Below are 16,060 nucleotides of genomic sequence, written 5' to 3'. Positions count from 1 at the left end.
GGCCACCCTGCCCCGCCGCCACCATGCCCGCAAGCCCCCGGAGAACGCCGATGACCACCGCCTTTTTCACCGACGAACGCTGCTTCTGGCATGGCGGCGGGAACTATTCCTTCACCCTGCCCGCGGGCGGTCTGGTCCAGCCCGGTGGCGGCCTGCCCGAAAGCCCCGAGACGAAGCGGAGGCTGAAAAACCTGCTCGAGGTGACGGGCCTTCTGCGGGAGCTGGATGTCCGCACCGCACCCGAGGTGACCTGGGAAGAGATGGCCCGCGTCCATCCCGAAAGCTATCTCTTCGCCTTCAAGGCCGCCTCGGATGCGGGCGGCGGGGAACTGGGCCTGCGCACCCCCTTTGGCAAAGGCGGGTTCGAGATCGCCGCCCTGTCGGCGGGTCTTGCCTCCGCCGCCCTGCGTGCCGTCCTGACCGGCGATGTCCGGAATGCCTATTCCCTCTCGCGCCCGCCGGGCCACCATTGCCTTCCCGACTGGCCAAACGGGTTCTGCCTCCTGAACAACATCGGCATCGCCATCCGCGCCATGCAGGCCGAAGGTCTCGCCCGCCGCATCGCCGTGGTGGACTGGGACGTGCACCACGGCAACGGGACCGAGGCTTTGTTCTACGAAGACCCTTCCGTCCTGACCATCAGCCTGCATCAGGAGCGGAACTACCCCCTCGACACCGGTGATGCCGAAGACCGCGGCCGCGGCGCGGGCCTCGGCTTCAACCTGAACGTGCCGCTGCCGCCCGGCCTTGGCCACACCGGTTATCTGCATGCCTTCGACCGGATCGTGCTGCCCGCGCTTCACGCCTTCGTGCCAGAGGTGATCGTGGTGGCCTGCGGCTACGATGCTTCGGGCGTCGATCCTCTGGGCCGGATGTTCTGCACGGCGGAAACCTTCCGCCAGATGACCGCCCGGATCAAAGCCGCCGCCGAAACCCTGTGTCAGGGCCGCCTCGTCCTTGTCCACGAAGGCGGCTATTCCGAAGTCCACGTCCCCTTCTGCGGCCATGCGGTGATCGAGGAACTGTCCGGCAGCCCCATCCGCGCGCCCGACCCGCTGGCCACGACGCTGGAGAAACGCCAGCCTTCGGCCCGGTTCGACGCCTTCGCCCGCGGCTGGATCGACGAGATCGCCGCGCTGCACGGGCTCTGACCCCCGCGCATTCCGTCCCAAAGCCCTTTCATACTGGCCCAAATATTCCCGCCGGAGGCATCCGCCCGCAAGGGCGGACCCCTGCGCCGGCCTTGCGGGCTTGACTTCGCCCAAACGCTTCGCTCTATCGGCGCGGAACGAACAGCCTCGGGAAGGGGAACGAAGATGCACGCCTATCGCAGCCACACCTGTGCGGGCCTCAACAAGGCCAATGTGGGCGAAACGGTCCGCCTGTCGGGCTGGGTCCATCGGGTGCGCGACCATGGCGGCGTCCTCTTCATCGACCTGCGCGACCATTACGGCATCACCCAGGTGCTGGCCGACAGCGACAGCCCGGCCTTCGCCGCGCTGGAAAAGGTCCGCTCGGAATGGGTCATCCGCATCGACGGCCGGGTCAAGGCCCGCGACGCCAGCCTTGTGAACGCCAAGATCCCCACGGGCGAAATCGAGGTCTATGCCCTTGATATCGAAGTCCTGGGCCCGGTGGACGGCGACCTGCCGCTGCCCGTCTTCGGTGAAACCGAATACCCCGAGGAAACCCGGCTGACCTACCGCTTCCTCGACCTGCGCCGTCAGGGCATGCACGATAACATGATCCTGCGGTCGAATGTGGTGCGCTGGCTGCGCAATGCGATGTGGGATCAGGGGTTCAACGAATTCCAGACGCCGATCATCACCGCCTCCAGCCCCGAAGGCGCGCGCGACTTCCTCGTCCCCTCGCGCCTGCATCCCGGCAAATTCTACGCCCTGCCGCAGGCGCCGCAGCAGTTCAAGCAGCTGATCCAGGTGGCGGGCTTCGACCGCTACTTCCAGATTGCGCCTTGCTTCCGCGACGAAGACCCCCGCGCCGACCGCTCGCCCACGGACTTCTACCAGCTGGACATCGAAATGTCCTTCGTCACGCAGGATGACGTGTTCGCCGCCGTCCAGCCGGTGCTGCAGGGCCTGTTCGAACACTTTGGCAAAGGCCGCAAGGTCTATGGCGACTGGCCCCGCATCGCCTATCGCGACAGCCTGAAATGGTATGGCTCAGACAAGCCCGACCTGCGCAACCCGATTAAGATGCAGGATGTCTCCGACCACTTCCGCGGCTCGGGCTTTGCGATCTTTGCCAACCTTCTGGAAAACGAAGGCACCGAGGTCCGCGCCATCCCCGCGCCCACGGGTGGCAGCCGCAAATTCGCCGACCGCATGAACGCCTTCGCCCAGAAAGAAGGCCTGCCGGGCATGGGCTATATCTTCTGGCGCAAGGCCGAGGATGGCTCGACCGAGGCTGCCGGTCCCATCGCCAAGGCCATCGGGCCGGAGCGGACCGAGGCGATCCGCACGGAACTCGGGCTGAAGGAAGGCGATGCCGTCTTCTTCCTGGGCGGCAAGGCCGAGGTGTTCGAACCCGTCGCGGGCCGCGCGCGGAACGAGATCGGGCGTGAGCTCGGGTTGACCGAGAAGGACTGCTTCCGCTTTGCCTGGATCGTCGATTTCCCGATGTATGAGAAGACGGATGAGGGGAAGATCGACTTCAGCCACAACCCCTTCTCCATGCCGCAGGGGGGCCTGGAGGCGCTGAACGGCGATCCGCTGGCCGTTTATGCCTACCAGTATGACCTAGCCTGCAACGGCTATGAGGTGATTTCGGGCGGCATCCGCAACCACAAGCCGGAAATCATGTATAAGGCGTTCGAGCTGGCGGGCTATCCGAACAGCGAGGTGGACAAGCGGTTCGGCGGCATGGTCAAGGCGTTCAAATACGGCGCACCGCCCCACGGCGGCTGTGCGGCGGGGATCGACCGGCTGGTCATGCTGCTGGCCGACACGACCAACATCCGCGAAGTCATCATGTTCCCGATGAACCAGCGCGCCGAAGACCTCTTGATGAACGCCCCCAGCGAGGCGACCAACACGCAGCTGCGCGAGCTGCACCTGCGGGTAATCCCCAAGGAAAGCTGATGTATCAGGCCACGGTCCCCGTCTTTCGCCACTACCTCTCCCGCATTGCGGATATGGTGGCCATCGCGGGACCCGAGGCGCTGGACCACCAGATCGCCGACGCCTTCCCGGCCCGCCAGCAGTTCGCCACTGCGGCGGGCTTTTCCCTGCGCATCGCCTGCCCGCTGGCCGGGCGAGAGGTGCCGGACCTGCCGCAGGCGCTTGGCCCCCGGCTGGCGGTGGCGCGTGCGCTGCTCGGCGCGATGAAACCGGCGGAGTTCGAGGGTGCCGAGGCCCGCGTGATCACCCATATCGCCGGACAGGCCGAATTGCGGCAGACCGCCGAGGATTTCCTTTATCTCTATGGCCTGCCAAACTTTTTCTTTCATGTCACCATGGGCTATGCCGCGCTCCGGGCCGCGGGCGTGGCCTTGGGCAAGGCGGATTTCGACGGTTTCCATCTCTATGCCCCGGGCTTCCGGTTCGACGCCTGAGGGCCGGACTTGCGGCGCACGCGCGGCGCACATAGCCTGACCCCGGACAACAAAGGACGGTACCATGGACGAGGCGGACCGACTGGGCAGGTTTGTGACCGGCTGGACCCCGCCGCCCCGCCCGCCCCTTGACGCATTGGAGGGGGCCAGCGTGCGGCTGGAGCCCCTGTCCGCCGACCTTCATGCCGCCGATCTGTTCCGCGCCTTTTCCGGCCATGATGCACTGTGGGATTACATGCCCTATGGCCCCTTCGCATCCGCCTCGGCCTATCACCGCTGGGCGAAAGAGCGTGAGGCGGGCGAGGATCCGCGGTTCTTTGTCCTGCGCGACCGCGCCACCGGCCATTGCGGCGGCATCGCCAGCTTTCTGCGCATCGACCCGGCCAATGGCGCCATCGAGGTCGGCCATATCTGCATCGCGCCAGAACTTCAGCGCGGCCGCATCTGGACCGAAGCGATGTGGCTGATGATGGACTGGGCCTTCCGCGCGGGCTATCGCCGCTATGAATGGAAATGCAACGCGCTGAACCTGGCCTCGCGCCGCGCGGCGCAACGGCTGGGCTTCAGCTATGAAGGCGTGTTCCGGCAGGCCGCGGTGGTCAAGGGCCGCAACCGCGACACCGCATGGTTTGCGGTGACCGATGGCGACTGGCCCGCCTTGTCAGAAGCCTTTGCCGCGTGGTTCTCATCCACCAATTTCGATGCGACCGGACGGCAGAAGGAACGGCTGTCCGATCTGACCCGGCTGGTCCGCGTCACCTCAGACCCGGCCCTGCAGGGCTGAACCGGGGCCAAAGCCCGCGCCGCGGGCGATCCGGTCCGCCAGCACCCCCGCCAGCCGCGCCGTGGGGCTGCCCGGTTCGCGCAGGCCCCGCGCCGCGGCGGCCAGCCCGCCATCCCGGGTCTGCCGCGCAATACCCGCCAGAAACCCCTCGATCCAGGCCCGCTCCGCCGCGCCAGGATCGCCCGCCAGCACCGCCTGCGCCGCGCGCAGATCATCGGCCAGCGCCAGCGGGTCCGGTGTGACGGCGCCGCCCTGCGCGGGTGCCCGCAGCGGCGCATCAGGAAGGTGCCGCAGGATCATCGCCTGAACCGCAGCCAGCGAGGGCAAGGGCTTTTCCAGAAAACCCGCGGCCCCCGCCGCAAGGGCCGCGGCCTGCCCGGCCGGATCACCGCTGGTGGCCAGAATCACCGCCCATCCCCGCGCCGCGGCCAGACGGGCGATCAGATCCTCCCCGCGCCCGTCAGGCAGGCCGAGGTCCACGATCACCACATCCGGGCGGTAAAGCCGCAGATGCGTCTCCGCCGCGGCGATATCCCCGGCCCGGCGCAGCCGCGCGCCGGACCGCTGACACATCAGCCGCAGCGCGTCCGAGGCATAGCGGCTGTCCTCCACCGCCAGCACGGTCAGCCCCCGCAGGGGCAGGCTGCTGCCCGGCCCGGCCTCAGACGGCGAGAGGGTGGCGGGATCGGGAACCGAATCCGGTCGGGGCATGGCCGCGCTCCGTCAAAAAGGGATGCGCCAGTCTGGGCCGCAAAGGGTGAAGACCGCGTTAACGCCCGCCTCCGGGCACCGCAGACGGCGAGATACAGGCATAACCGCCCCGTCCGCCCCCTGAAGCCACATCACCCCTGCCCCAATCAGACACCCTCTCCCGGCAGTATCCACCCTGCCCGGCCCCGCATGCGACCTGTCGCCCCCTTGCCCGGCCGCCCCCGCACCGGCATAACGGCGCGAACACGCCCCTACAGGAGCCGCAAATGATCGGACGCCTCAACCACGTCGCCATCGCCGTGCCCGACCTTGAGGCCGCCTCGGCCCAGTACCGCGATACCCTTGGCGCGAAGGTCGGCGCCCCGCAGGACGAACCCGATCACGGCGTGACCGTGGTCTTCATCGAACTGCCGAACACCAAGATCGAACTCCTCTACCCCTTGGGCGAGGCCTCTCCGATCAAGGGCTTTCTGGAGAAGAACCCGGCGGGCGGCATCCATCATATCTGCTATGAGGTGGAAGACATCCTTGCCGCGCGCGACCGGCTGAAGGCCCAGGGCGCGCGCGTCCTCGGGACCGGAGAGCCGAAGATCGGCGCCCATGGCAAGCCGGTGCTGTTCTTGCATCCGAAGGATTTCAACGGCTGCCTCGTGGAGCTTGAACAGGTATGAACCTCACCGGCGCCGTCGTCCTTTATGCCGTCATCTGGTTCCTGACCTTCTACATCGTGCTGCAGATCCGCACGAAAACCCAGGGTGACACCGGAGAAGTGGTGCCCGGCACCCCCGCAGGTGCCCCCGCCACCGAGGATGTGGGCCGCAGCGCGAAAATCGCCACGGTCTGGGCCACCGCGATCTGGGCGGTGATCGCCGGGATCATCCTGTCGGGCTGGATCGGGATCGAGGATATCGACTTCCTGAATGTGCTGAACCGCCCCGCGGGCTGATCCGCGGGGGCGGAACCCTCCGTCTGAACGCATGCTGCGGGCCGCCCGAAACCCTCTGGGCGCCCCGGCAGGGCGCCCCGCGGCGAACAGACCCGGGGCACTCGCGCCCCATTCATCTGTTCATAAATATCCCGCGGGAGGTCCGGAGGGCGCGAAGCCCTCCGGGGTTTCCACAAGCGTCCTGAAAGCGCGCGGCTACCGGCCTGCCGCGGCAAGCCTGTGGAAGATATGGGTAAAGGTGGCCGTGCCCACCACCGGGACCAGCAGGTTGACCAGCGGCACCGACAGGGGCAGCGCCATCAGCGTGCCCGCGATCCAGATGGTCATGCCGTTCCGGCGCCGCATCTCCTGCGCGGCTTCGGGCGTCATGCGCCGCAGCGCGACCATGGTGAAATACTCCCGCCCCAGCAGAAACCCGTTCGCCAGATACCAGACCGGAACCGCAAAGCCTGCGGTGAAGGGCAGCGCCAGCAAGAGCCCCACGTTCACAAGGACGATCAGCCCGATCAGGTTGACCGAAGCCTTCAGCGTCTCGCCCCAGCCCTGCGGGCGTACCGTGGGCAGCCAGCTGTAATGCCGGTCCTCCACCGCCTGCGCCACCTCATCGGTGAACAGCCCGGCAAAGGCCGCGGCCGCGGGCACCATCAGAAAGACCGACAGGCCCAGCATGAAAAACAGCGAGGCCCAGCCCAGCAGCGTATGCAGCCCGTCCACCGCCCCAAGGAAGGGCAGCGTGATCTGATCCGGCGTCAGGGCAGCAATGCTCAGCAGAAACAGGGCATAGACCCCGACCAGCAGCGCGATGGAAAGCGCAAGCCCGGTCAGAAGCACCCTCAGGAAACGCGGATCCCAGATCTGCGCGAAGGCCGCCAGAAAGCTGGTGAAGATCACCGCAGCCCCCATTGCACCACATGCTCCAGCACCGGGCGGGGCCGGTCCGGCGCGGGGCTGCGCGGGGTGCCGATATGGACGATCCCCGCCACCGTCTCGGCTTCCGTGCAGCCAAAGGCGCGGGCGCGGAACACCGGATCATGCGCAGGCCAGCCCGACAGCCAGTTCGCCCCCCAGCCCGCCGCCGTGGCCACGGTGACAAGGTTCAGGCACAGGGCACCTGCCGACAGCACCTGTTCGGCCAGCGGGATCTTGCCCGAGGGTTTGGGCGAAGAGATCACCGCCACGGCCAGCAGCCCGCGGTCAAACTGGCCGCGGCCCTTTTCGGTCTGTTCGGCATCAGCGCCCAGCTCTTTCGCCCGCGCTTCGGCCAGATCGGCCAGCCGGGGGAAATCCTCCGCACCCAGCACGATCAGCCGCCAGGGTTCCAGCTTGCCATGATCGGGAACGCGCAGGGCGGCGATCAGGATCGGCTCCAGCGCGGCGCGGTCCGGCACCGGCAGGGTGAACAGCTTCGCGGGCTGCGACAGGCGCGCGGCCAGAAAATCCAGCGCGGCGGGGTTCTTTTCGGGCATCGGCGTCTCCTTCTGCGGCGCTGAAGCTAAGCGCCCCCCGCGCCGGATACCAGAGCCGGGGCCGTCAGAAAAAGCTTTGCGGGTCGATATCCACCGCCAGCCGCACCTGCGAGGGCACCTTGATCTGCCCTACCCATTCCGCCACCGCCGCCTGCAAGGGCGCGGCCTTCGGCGCCTTGACCAGCAGCCGCACCCGATGCCGCCCCCGGACACGGGCAATCGGCGCGGGCGCCGGGCCATAGACCTCGGCCCCGGCGCGGTGCAGCGGCGCGGCCGCCCGGGCCAGTGCATGGCCCAGATCGAACACCTGCGCCAGATCGGGGCCGGACAGGATGATCCCCGCCATCCGCCCGTAGGGCGGCACGCCCGCGGCCCGGCGCTCTGCCGCTTCGGCCCGCCAAAACCCCTCTTCATCGCCGCCCAGAATGGCACGGATGACCGGATGCTCGGGCTGATGGGTCTGCAACCAGGCCTCGCCCGGACGGTCCGCGCGCCCTGCCCGGCCCGCCACCTGCCGCATCAGCTGAAACGTGCGTTCCGCCGCGCGCAGGTCGCTGCCCTGCAGCCCCAGATCGGCATCAATCACGCCGACCAGCGTCAGGAGCGGGAAATTGTGCCCCTTGGCCACGATCTGGGTGCCGATGACGATATCCGCCCCGCCCGCGGCAATATCCTCGATCTGCGCCTTCAGCGCGCGGGAGGAGCCGAAGAGATCCGACGACAGCACTGCAAGCCGCGCCTTGGGGAAGCGTTCCGCCACCTCTTCGGCCAGCCGCTCCACCCCCGGACCGATGACGGCCATCTTGCCCTCCACCTTGCAGGAGGGACAGGCGGTTGGGATCGGCTTCGTCTCGCCGCAGACATGGCAGACCAGCCGCTGCTGGAAACGGTGTTCCACCATCCGGGAATCGCAATGGTCGCAGGCGACCTGCTGGCCGCAGGCGCGGCACAGCGTAACGGGCGCATAGCCGCGGCGGTTCAAGAACAGAAGCGCCTGCTCTCCGGCAGCGATCCGCGCCTCCACTCCCTGTGCGAGGGTGGGCGAAATCCAGCGGTTCGGGGCCAAAGTCTCGGCCCGCATGTCAATGGACCGCATGCCGGGCATGACCGCCGCGCCATAGCGGGCGGTCAGGTCCAGCCTTGTATATTTCCCCGCTTCGGCATTGGCCCAGCTTTCCAGACTGGGCGTGGCCGAGGCCAGCACCACCGGGCAGCCCAGAATGGCGCCGCGCAACACGGCCATATCGCGGGCGTTATACAAGACGCCCTCGTCCTGCTTGTAGGAGGTGTCATGCTCCTCATCCACGACGATCAGGCCAAGGTCCTGAAACGGCAGGAACAGCGCAGACCGCGCGCCCACGACCAGCCCCACGTCGCCAGTGGCGGCCATCTTCCACAGCCGCCGCCGCTCGGTCTGGGTCACGCCCGAATGCCATTCGCCGGGCCGCGCGCCGAACCGTGCCTCGACACGCGCCAGAAAATCCGCGGTCAGCGCGATTTCCGGCAGAAGGACCAGCGCCTGACGCCGGCGGCGCAGCGCCTCGGCGACGGCCTCGAGGTAGACCTCGGTCTTGCCCGATCCGGTCACGCCTTTCAGGAGGAACCCCTGATAGGCCTCCTGCGCCACCGCATGAACCAACGCATCGCCCGCCGCGACCTGATCGCCGGCCAGAGTCCCCGCACGGGCGGGGTCCAGCCGGGCATAGGGCAGATCGCGCGGCGCCTCGATCTCGGCCAGAACGCCCAGCTTGACCAGCCCCTTCACCACGCCGGTGCCGCAGCCCGCGGCCTCGGCCAGCTCGCCCAGAGTGACTGCCGCGCCGCCATAGTCGCGCAGCGCCTCCACCACCCGCGCGCGGGCGTCGGTCAGGCGGTTCGGTACCGGCCCGGCAAGGCGATAGACCTTGCGGCTGCCCGGCCCCTCGAACAGCCCCGGCGCCCGGGTGGCCAGCCGCAGCATCGCAGGCAAGGGCGTCAGCGTGTAATCCGCCGCGCGCTGCAAAAAGGCCCGCAGCTCGGGCCGCATCGGCCGGGCCTCCAGCACCCGGGCGATGGGGCGGACCCGGGCGGGATCGAACTTGCCCTCGCCCGGCCCCCAGACCACACCCAGCACCCGGCGCGGGCCCAAGGGCACCTCGACGAAATCGCCGGTGCCGCAGCCGCCGTCGGGCGCGCGATAGTCCAGGAACGGGCCCAGCGGCTCGGTCGTCAGGACGCCGACGATCTCTCCGGCTTCGAAAACCCGCTCGGTCACCGTTTGCGCTCACATTTCTCCGCAGCCCGCCCTTTCGCAACGGGCGCGTCTGCGGTAATACCCGCCGCGACCGCCTATCTCCACCCCCTCTGGCCGCAAAGGGAGAGCGCCATGAAATTCTTCGTCGATACCGCCGATGTGGATGCGATCCGCGAGTTGCACGATCTGGGCATGGTGGATGGTGTGACCACCAACCCCTCGCTGATCCTGAAATCGGGCCGCGACATTCTGGAGGTCACCAAGGAAATCTGCTCCTTCGTCGAAGGCCCCGTCTCGGCCGAAGTCGTCGCGCTGACCGCCGACGAGATGATCGCCGAGGGCCGCAAACTGGCCGAGATCGCGCCGAATATTGCGGTAAAGGTGCCGCTGACCTGGGACGGGCTGAAGACCTGCAAGGTGCTGTCAGGCGAAGGCAAGATGGTCAACGTCACCCTGTGCTTCAGCGTCAATCAGGCGCTGCTGGCCGCCAAGGCGGGCGCGACCTTCATCAGCCCGTTCATCGGCCGGCTGGACGACATCAATCTGGACGGCATGGACCTGATCGCCGACATCCGGCAGGTCTATGACAATTACAGCTTCGACACCCAGATCCTTGCCGCCTCGGTCCGCACCGCGAACCATGCCTCGCAATGCGCGCTGGTCGGCGCCGATGTGATGACGGCGCCGCCCTCGGTCATCAAGGGCATGGCGAACCACATCCTGACCGACAAGGGGCTGGACCAGTTCATGAAGGACTGGGCGAAGACCGGGCAGAAGATCCTCTGATCCCACCCCGCGCAAGGGGGCGCTGCCCCCTCGGGCTTCGCCCTCACCCCCGGGATATTTGGGCAAACTGGAATTGGCTTTCCTCTTTGTTCAAATATCCCCGCCGGAGGCAGCGCAGGCTGGCCACAGAGAGCAGGGTTTGACAGGGCGCGCGGGAAAATTCCTTCCGCGCGCTTTTCATTTTCCGCTATAGTCGCCCGAAAATCATCAGAAACGAACCGGGCAGCCGCATATGATCGAACCTGACCTCCGCGACCGCATTCTGGCCGAGCCGGAAGTGCTGCTGGAAGACCGCGATGTGATGAACGCCTTGGTCGCCGCGAATGAACGCGCGATGGGGGCGAACATCGTCGATCTGCGCGGCATTGCCATGCAGCGGCTGGAAAGCCGGCTGGACCGGCTGGAGGACACCCACCGTTCGGTGATCGCAGCCGCCTATGAGAACCTTGCCGGCACCAATCAGGTGCACCGGGCCATCCTGCAGATGCTGGACCCGCTGAGTTTCGAGGATTTCCTGCGGGTTCTGGCGGGGGATGTGGCGGCGACGCTGCGGGTGGATTGCGTGCGGCTTGTGCTGGAGACCCGGCAGGAGGGCGAGTTTCCCGCGCTGCGCCGGTTGGGCGATGTGCTTCATGTGGCCGAGCCGGGCTTTGTCGGCCGTTATCTGGCGGGCGGGCGCAACATTCCGCTGCGCCCGGTCACCCTGCGCCAGACCATGCCCGAAGGCGATGCGCTGTATGGCGACCGCGCGGGCTTTGTCCGGTCCGAGGCGCTGCTGCGGCTGGATTTCGGGGCGGGGCGCCTGCCCGGCATGCTGGCGCTTGGGGCCGAGGATCCGCATCAGTTCAAGGCCACGCAGGGCGGCGACCTGCTGGCCTTCTTCGGCGGCGTGTTCGAGCGGACGATGCGCCGCTGGCTGTCGTGACCACTGCGCTGTCGCCGCAATTGCGCGACGCGCTGGCGGACTGGCTGGCGCAGCTGTCGGCGCTGAAGGGCGCCTCTCCCCTTACGCTGGACGCCTATCGCCGCGATGTGATGCGGTTTCTGGACTTTCTGGCGCGGCATCAGGGCGGCGCGGCGGGGCTGGCGCCGCTGCTGAAGACCAGCGCCACCGACCTGCGGGCCTGGATGGCCGATGAGCGCGCGCGGGGCCTGTCGTCGCGGTCGCTGGCCCGGGCCTTGTCGGCGGTGAAGACCTTCACCCGCTGGGTGGCGGACCGGGAGGGCGCGGAGGCGACGGTCCTGCTGTCGGCGCGCGGGCCGAAATACCGCCGCCGCCTGCCCCGCCCGCTGACCGAAACGGGCGCGGCCGACATGTTGGAGACGGTGGGCGAACAGGCGCGGGACGACTGGCAGCAGGCGCGCGACATAGCGGTGGTGACGCTGCTGTATGGCTGCGGGCTGCGGATTTCCGAGGCTTTGTCGCTGACCGGCACCGCCGTTCCCCTGCCCGAGGTGTTGCGGATCACCGGCAAGGGCGGCAAGACCCGGATCGTCCCGACCCTGCCCGCGGCCCGCGCGGCGGTCGCGGATTATGTGCGTCTCTGCCCTTGGGACCTGCCCGCGGACGGCCCCCTGTTCCGCGGCGCGCGCGGCGGTCCGCTCAATCCGCGGATCATCCAGCTGGCGATGGAAAAGGCGCGGCTGCAGCTGGGCTTGCCCGCCACGGCCACGCCCCATGCACTGCGGCACAGCTTTGCCACCCACCTTTTGTCCGCGGGCGGCGATCTGCGGGCGATCCAGGAACTCCTGGGCCATGCCTCGCTGTCGACGACGCAGGCCTATACCGCGGTGGATGCCGCCCGACTGATGGAAGCCTATGCGGCAGCCCATCCCCGCGCCCGCCCGGCGGCCCCGTAAGGCCAACCCGACCGAAGGACGGATTGCACAAGCCGCGCGTTTGGGTCATGACTCGGGGCATGTCTGATCGTCTCAAGGCCCTTGCCGTTCACCTTTTCACCGCCACCGGCGCCGTTCTGGCGATGCTGGCCATGCTGGCCGCTGTCGAGGGCAAGTGGAGCCTGATGTTCCTCTGGCTGGTCGTCGCGCTGATCGTCGACGGCATCGACGGCCCGCTGGCCCGGCGGTATGAGACGCAGAAGAACTGGCCGACCTATGACGGCGTCCTGATGGACCTGATCGTCGATTATCTGACCTATGTCTTCATCCCGGCCTTTGCCCTGTTCAAATACGGCCTTCTCAGCGGCTGGACCGGCTGGCTGGCGATCATCGCCATCACCTATGGCTCGGTCGTTTATTTCGCCGACACCCGGATGAAGACCAAGGACAAGAGCTTTGCCGGTTTTCCGGCCTGCTGGAACATGGTGGTGCTGGTGCTGTTCGCGGTGCATCCGTCGCAGACCGTGACGCTGGTGGTGGTCATCTTCCTGACACTGGCGATGTTCACCAATCTGAAGTTCATCCACCCGACCCGGACGAAACGCTGGCGCAACGTCTCGCTTCCGGTCTCCATCGCCTGGGTGGTTTTCGCCGGATGGGCGGCCTGGGTCGATTTCACCGAAGGCAGCCTTGCCCATTGGGGGCTGGTGTTGACCTCGCTTTATCTGATGCTGGTGGGCATCGTGCAGCAGGTGATCCCCGAAGGCATCCGCCGGGTGCGCTGATCCCGAAAAGCTCAGATCCGGGTCAGGATCACGCCCAGAACGATCACCGCGGCTGCGAGGGCCTTTTCGCCGCTCATCCTTTCGCCAAAGACCAGCCAGCCGATCAGCACGGCAAACAGGATCGAGGTTTCGCGCAGCGCCGCCACCAGCGCGATTGGCGCCAGCGTCATCGCCCAGATCGACACCGCATAGGCGCCATAGCTGGCGGCCGAGGCGAAGCTGCCCATCAGCCACGCCTTGCGGTCGCGCGGCAGGATATCCACCCCGCGCAAGAGGATCATCCCCAGCCCGAAGAACAGCCCGTCCGCCACGAAGACCCAGGCCACATAGGCCACCGGGCTTTCCGACACCCGCGCGCCCATGCCGTCGATCAGCGTATAGGTCGCGGTCGCAAGGGCAGAGCCAAGCGCGAAGGGCAGCAGGCGCCGGTTCTCCCCACTGGTAAAGACGCCCCGCGCCATCAGAAGGATGCCCGCAGCCAGAACGGCGATGGCTGCATATTGCAGCCCGGTCATCGCATCGGACAGGACAAAAATCCCCACCAGCGTGACCAGCATTGGCGCAGCCCCGCGGGCGATGGGATAGACGCGGCTCAGATCGCCGCGGTCATAGGCATAGGTCAGGAAGAATTTGTAGAAGAAATGCGTGGCTCCGGCGGCGATGACCCAAGGCACGGCCGCCGGGTTGATGGCGGGGGTGAAGGCCACCACCGCCAGACCGATGGGAATTTCCACCAGCGACAGGATGACCATGCCGCCCACCTTGGAGGTGCCGACCTTGATCAGGGCATTCCACAAAGCATGCAGGAAGGCTGCGGCCATCACCGCCAGAAAGACGCCAAGGCTCAATTTGCCCGCCTGTCACAAATCCGTCAGGGCAGAGCTACAATCCACTGCCGCTTAGCGCAAGGCCGCCGGCGTGGTCAGCGCGCGGCCTTCGCCTGCCGTTTGAGCCAGCCCCGCGCGCCGGACGACAGGCCCGCCGCAGTCAGACCGAAGGTCAGGAGGAGACCGAAGGCAAGGATCGCCCAGAGCCAGTCCCTCAGAAATCCTGTCAGGCTGGAATCGCCCCCGCCCAGACCAAGCGCCAGATTCTCCATGGTCAGCGGCAGATCATAGATGCGGAACAGGATCCAAAGCGTCACCAGCGCCAGCAGCGCCGATACCACCGTGGCGGCCAGACCGAAACGCAGGGCTTCCCGTTTGTCCGGCGCGCGCAGATGGCGCTGCGCGAAGCCCCGGCCCGCAATGATGGCCCCGGCGATGGTGACGATCAGATTCAGGCTGTCGGGAATCTTCAGGCCCGGAAACAGGCTTTCCAGCAGGATCAGCAGCGCCTGTCCGCCGATCAGCACCAGCGTAAATGTCAGAAGCGGCCGCTTCAGATCGGGTCGCACAGCAGTGTCGTCCATGAAATTCCTCCTGCAATGGCAATAGCCACAGCCTGAGCCCCGCCCGGATATCGCACAAGTCAGGAACGCCCTGTCAGATCAGCAGACCCGCCGCCCCTTCATGCCGCAGAAGCGCCACCTTGGTCTCCACCCCGCCGGGGGCGGAAAAGCCGCCAAGGCCGCGTGCGCCCAGCACCCGGTGACAGGGGATGATCAGCGGGATCGGGTTCGCCCCGCAGGCCTGTCCCACTGCCTGTGCGGGCGCATCGACCATGGCGGAAATCTCGCCATAGGTGCGGGTTTCGCCGAAGGGGATGGCCGCCATCGCGCGGCGCACTCTTTCGTGCAGCCCCTGCCCCCAGTCCAGCGGCAGGTCGAACACCTGCCTTTGCCCGTCCAGATATTCGGCCAGCTGCCGCAACCCCTCGGCCTGCAGATCGGTGGCCTCGCCCGCGGCGGCATGCCAGTCCAGCGCGACGATCCGCCCCCCGACCTCGCGCAGCGAGACGGGACCGAACCGGGTGTGCAATGTGGCGGCGGTCATGCAGCCTCCTTTCGGCGGGATCAGGGTTCTGCCATCTGCGGCCCACCCTCGGACCCGCGGCTGGCGATGGGGCGGAAGGCCTCGCGCAGCATGGCGGCCATGCCTTCAACCGCCGGAGAGGACCCGCGCGGATTGCGGCGCAGCACCACGCGCGAGGAATCGACGATCGGATAGCCATCCGCCGCCGTCAGCTCGCGGCAGCCCGGCGGAATTGTGCTGCGCGACATCGGCGCGATGGCAATGCCGTTGCGCGCGGCCACCCGCAGCCCCCCGGCCATGTCGCAGGACCAGGCCGGTCGCCAGGCAATGCCCTGCCGGTTCAGCGACGCCTCGGCAAAATCGCGGCACCAGTCGGAGCGCATATAGACCCCCACCGGCACCGGATGGCGCAGATGCTGGTCATGGGTGACCGAGGTGACCCAGACCGTCGGGTCGATGCACAGGATCTCGCCCTCGGCCACATAGGACCAGTCGTAGATCACGGCGAGGTCCAGTTCATCCCGTTCCAGCGCGGCCAACTGCCCGGCGGAATAATCGCAGCGGATCGAGACCTGAACGCCTTCGTGCCGTTCGTCAAAAGCGGCCAGAGCGCGGGGCAGGACGGTGCCGGAATATTCGTCCGGGATGCCCACCCGCACCGGTCCGGTCAGCGGCTTTTCCCGAAGCGCGATGGCCGCTTCGTCCAGCAGCGCCACCACCCGGCGGGCATAGGGCACCAGCTGTTCGCCCCGCCCGGTCAGGCTGACGCCGCGGGCAAGGCGCTGGAACAGCGGCTGGCCCAGGCTGTCCTCCAGCCGTTTGATCTGCAAGGAGACCGCCGATTGCGTCCGCCCCAGACGGCCCGCCGCCACCGTGACCGATCCGGTATCGGCCACCGCCAGAAAGCTGCGCATCAGATCGCTTTCCAGTGCGATGGACATGGGACACCCATAAATTCTGCCAATGACACCCATGAAACCTATTCACTGGTGAAATGTCAAACAGCATGAGACAAGGCCTTGCAAT

18 protein-coding genes are annotated in these 16,060 nt (G+C 67.4%); 10 read left to right on the top strand and 8 right to left on the bottom strand.

Going from position 1 to position 16,060, the window contains the following annotated elements; all coding sequences use genetic code 11:
• The first annotated feature begins 50 nt into the window (after positions 1-50).
• The 4 genes from ACO2Q5_RS05850 to ACO2Q5_RS05835 all read left to right on the top strand — a co-directional run bounded on the left by ACO2Q5_RS05850 (position 51) and on the right by ACO2Q5_RS05835 (position 4,355).
• Positions 51-1,151 (top strand): class II histone deacetylase, encoded by a 1,101-nt coding sequence (locus tag ACO2Q5_RS05850; RefSeq protein WP_423288865.1) that lies wholly within the window; start codon positions 51-53, stop codon positions 1,149-1,151.
• A 165-nt stretch (positions 1,152-1,316) separates the two neighbouring features.
• Complete coding sequence (aspS, locus tag ACO2Q5_RS05845; protein ID WP_423288863.1) at positions 1,317-3,098, top strand: aspartate--tRNA ligase; 1,782 nt, start codon at positions 1,317-1,319, stop codon at positions 3,096-3,098.
• Positions 3,098-3,571, top strand: a complete 474-nt coding sequence (locus ACO2Q5_RS05840; RefSeq protein WP_423288861.1) for a DUF1993 family protein — start codon at positions 3,098-3,100, stop codon at positions 3,569-3,571. Before aspS ends, ACO2Q5_RS05840 begins: the two co-directional genes overlap by 1 nt.
• Positions 3,572-3,635: 64 nt before the next feature.
• A complete protein-coding gene (locus tag ACO2Q5_RS05835; RefSeq protein ID WP_423288859.1) occupies positions 3,636-4,355 on the top strand; it encodes a GNAT family N-acetyltransferase in 720 nt (239 codons plus the stop codon).
• On the opposite strand, the gene ACO2Q5_RS05830 is transcribed toward ACO2Q5_RS05835, so the two are convergent.
• Entirely contained in the window at positions 4,332-5,066 is a 735-nt protein-coding gene (locus tag ACO2Q5_RS05830) for a response regulator (protein ID WP_423288857.1), read from the bottom strand. The genes ACO2Q5_RS05835 and ACO2Q5_RS05830 overlap by 24 nt on opposite strands.
• Positions 5,067-5,332: 266 nt before the next feature.
• Between ACO2Q5_RS05830 and mce the strand changes: the two genes are divergently transcribed.
• Both mce and ACO2Q5_RS05820 read left to right on the top strand, forming a co-directional pair.
• Complete coding sequence (gene mce / locus ACO2Q5_RS05825) at positions 5,333-5,737, top strand: methylmalonyl-CoA epimerase (RefSeq protein WP_423288855.1); 405 nt, start codon at positions 5,333-5,335, stop codon at positions 5,735-5,737.
• A complete protein-coding gene (locus ACO2Q5_RS05820; protein ID WP_423288853.1) occupies positions 5,734-6,012 on the top strand; it encodes a DUF1467 family protein in 279 nt (92 codons plus the stop codon). Before mce ends, ACO2Q5_RS05820 begins: the two co-directional genes overlap by 4 nt.
• A 195-nt stretch (positions 6,013-6,207) precedes the next feature.
• Here the strand turns inward: ACO2Q5_RS05820 and ACO2Q5_RS05815 are convergent, their stop codons facing one another.
• The 3 genes from ACO2Q5_RS05815 to ACO2Q5_RS05805 all read right to left on the bottom strand — a co-directional run bounded on the left by ACO2Q5_RS05815 (position 6,208) and on the right by ACO2Q5_RS05805 (position 9,732).
• A complete protein-coding gene (locus tag ACO2Q5_RS05815) occupies positions 6,208-6,903 on the bottom strand; it encodes an EI24 domain-containing protein (protein ID WP_423288851.1) in 696 nt (231 codons plus the stop codon).
• Complete coding sequence (locus ACO2Q5_RS05810) at positions 6,900-7,478, bottom strand: nitroreductase family protein (RefSeq protein ID WP_423288849.1); 579 nt, start codon at positions 7,476-7,478, stop codon at positions 6,900-6,902. Before ACO2Q5_RS05810 ends, ACO2Q5_RS05815 begins: the two co-directional genes overlap by 4 nt.
• 64 nt (positions 7,479-7,542) lie before the next feature.
• Positions 7,543-9,732, bottom strand: a complete 2,190-nt coding sequence (locus ACO2Q5_RS05805) for a primosomal protein N' (protein ID WP_423288847.1) — start codon at positions 9,730-9,732, stop codon at positions 7,543-7,545.
• A 111-nt stretch (positions 9,733-9,843) separates the two neighbouring features.
• Here ACO2Q5_RS05805 and fsa point away from each other — a divergent pair, with 111 nt between their 5' ends.
• From fsa to ACO2Q5_RS05785, 4 genes are all read left to right on the top strand, one after another.
• Positions 9,844-10,497 carry a fructose-6-phosphate aldolase gene (gene fsa / locus ACO2Q5_RS05800; RefSeq protein ID WP_423288845.1) on the top strand — a complete coding sequence of 218 codons (654 nt, stop codon included), beginning with the start codon at positions 9,844-9,846 and terminating at the stop codon, positions 10,495-10,497.
• Positions 10,498-10,729: 232 nt separating this feature from the next.
• On the top strand, positions 10,730-11,422 hold the full coding sequence (locus ACO2Q5_RS05795; RefSeq protein ID WP_423288843.1) for a DUF484 family protein: 693 nt from the start codon (positions 10,730-10,732) through the stop codon (positions 11,420-11,422).
• The gene (locus ACO2Q5_RS05790; protein WP_423288841.1) at positions 11,419-12,357 is read left to right on the top strand and encodes a tyrosine recombinase XerC; all 939 of its coding nucleotides are present in this window, start codon (positions 11,419-11,421) and stop codon (positions 12,355-12,357) included. Before ACO2Q5_RS05795 ends, ACO2Q5_RS05790 begins: the two co-directional genes overlap by 4 nt.
• 59 nt (positions 12,358-12,416) lie before the next feature.
• Positions 12,417-13,121 carry a CDP-alcohol phosphatidyltransferase family protein gene (locus ACO2Q5_RS05785; protein WP_423288839.1) on the top strand — a complete coding sequence of 235 codons (705 nt, stop codon included), beginning with the start codon at positions 12,417-12,419 and terminating at the stop codon, positions 13,119-13,121.
• Between the two features lie 11 nt (positions 13,122-13,132).
• On the opposite strand, the gene ACO2Q5_RS05780 is transcribed toward ACO2Q5_RS05785, so the two are convergent.
• The 4 genes from ACO2Q5_RS05780 to ACO2Q5_RS05765 form a co-directional block, all read right to left on the bottom strand.
• Positions 13,133-13,969 (bottom strand): EamA family transporter, encoded by an 837-nt coding sequence (locus ACO2Q5_RS05780; protein ID WP_423288837.1) that lies wholly within the window; start codon positions 13,967-13,969, stop codon positions 13,133-13,135.
• 74 nt (positions 13,970-14,043) lie between these two features.
• On the bottom strand, positions 14,044-14,532 hold the full coding sequence (locus tag ACO2Q5_RS05775) for an ABZJ_00895 family protein (RefSeq protein ID WP_423288835.1): 489 nt from the start codon (positions 14,530-14,532) through the stop codon (positions 14,044-14,046).
• A 73-nt stretch (positions 14,533-14,605) separates the two neighbouring features.
• Positions 14,606-15,055 carry a methylated-DNA--[protein]-cysteine S-methyltransferase gene (locus tag ACO2Q5_RS05770; protein WP_423288833.1) on the bottom strand — a complete coding sequence of 150 codons (450 nt, stop codon included), beginning with the start codon at positions 15,053-15,055 and terminating at the stop codon, positions 14,606-14,608.
• 20 nt (positions 15,056-15,075) lie between these two features.
• Positions 15,076-15,975, bottom strand: coding sequence for a LysR family transcriptional regulator (locus ACO2Q5_RS05765; protein ID WP_423288831.1), 900 nt, complete (start codon positions 15,973-15,975; stop codon positions 15,076-15,078).
• Positions 15,976-16,060 lie beyond the last annotated feature (85 nt).

The sequence above is a fragment of the Neotabrizicola sp. VNH66 genome (genome assembly GCF_049445895.1).
Lineage (GTDB): Bacteria > Pseudomonadota > Alphaproteobacteria > Rhodobacterales > Rhodobacteraceae > Pseudogemmobacter.
The sequence above is the reverse complement of the archived record's forward strand: the minus strand, read 5'-3'. Positions and strand labels throughout refer to the sequence as shown.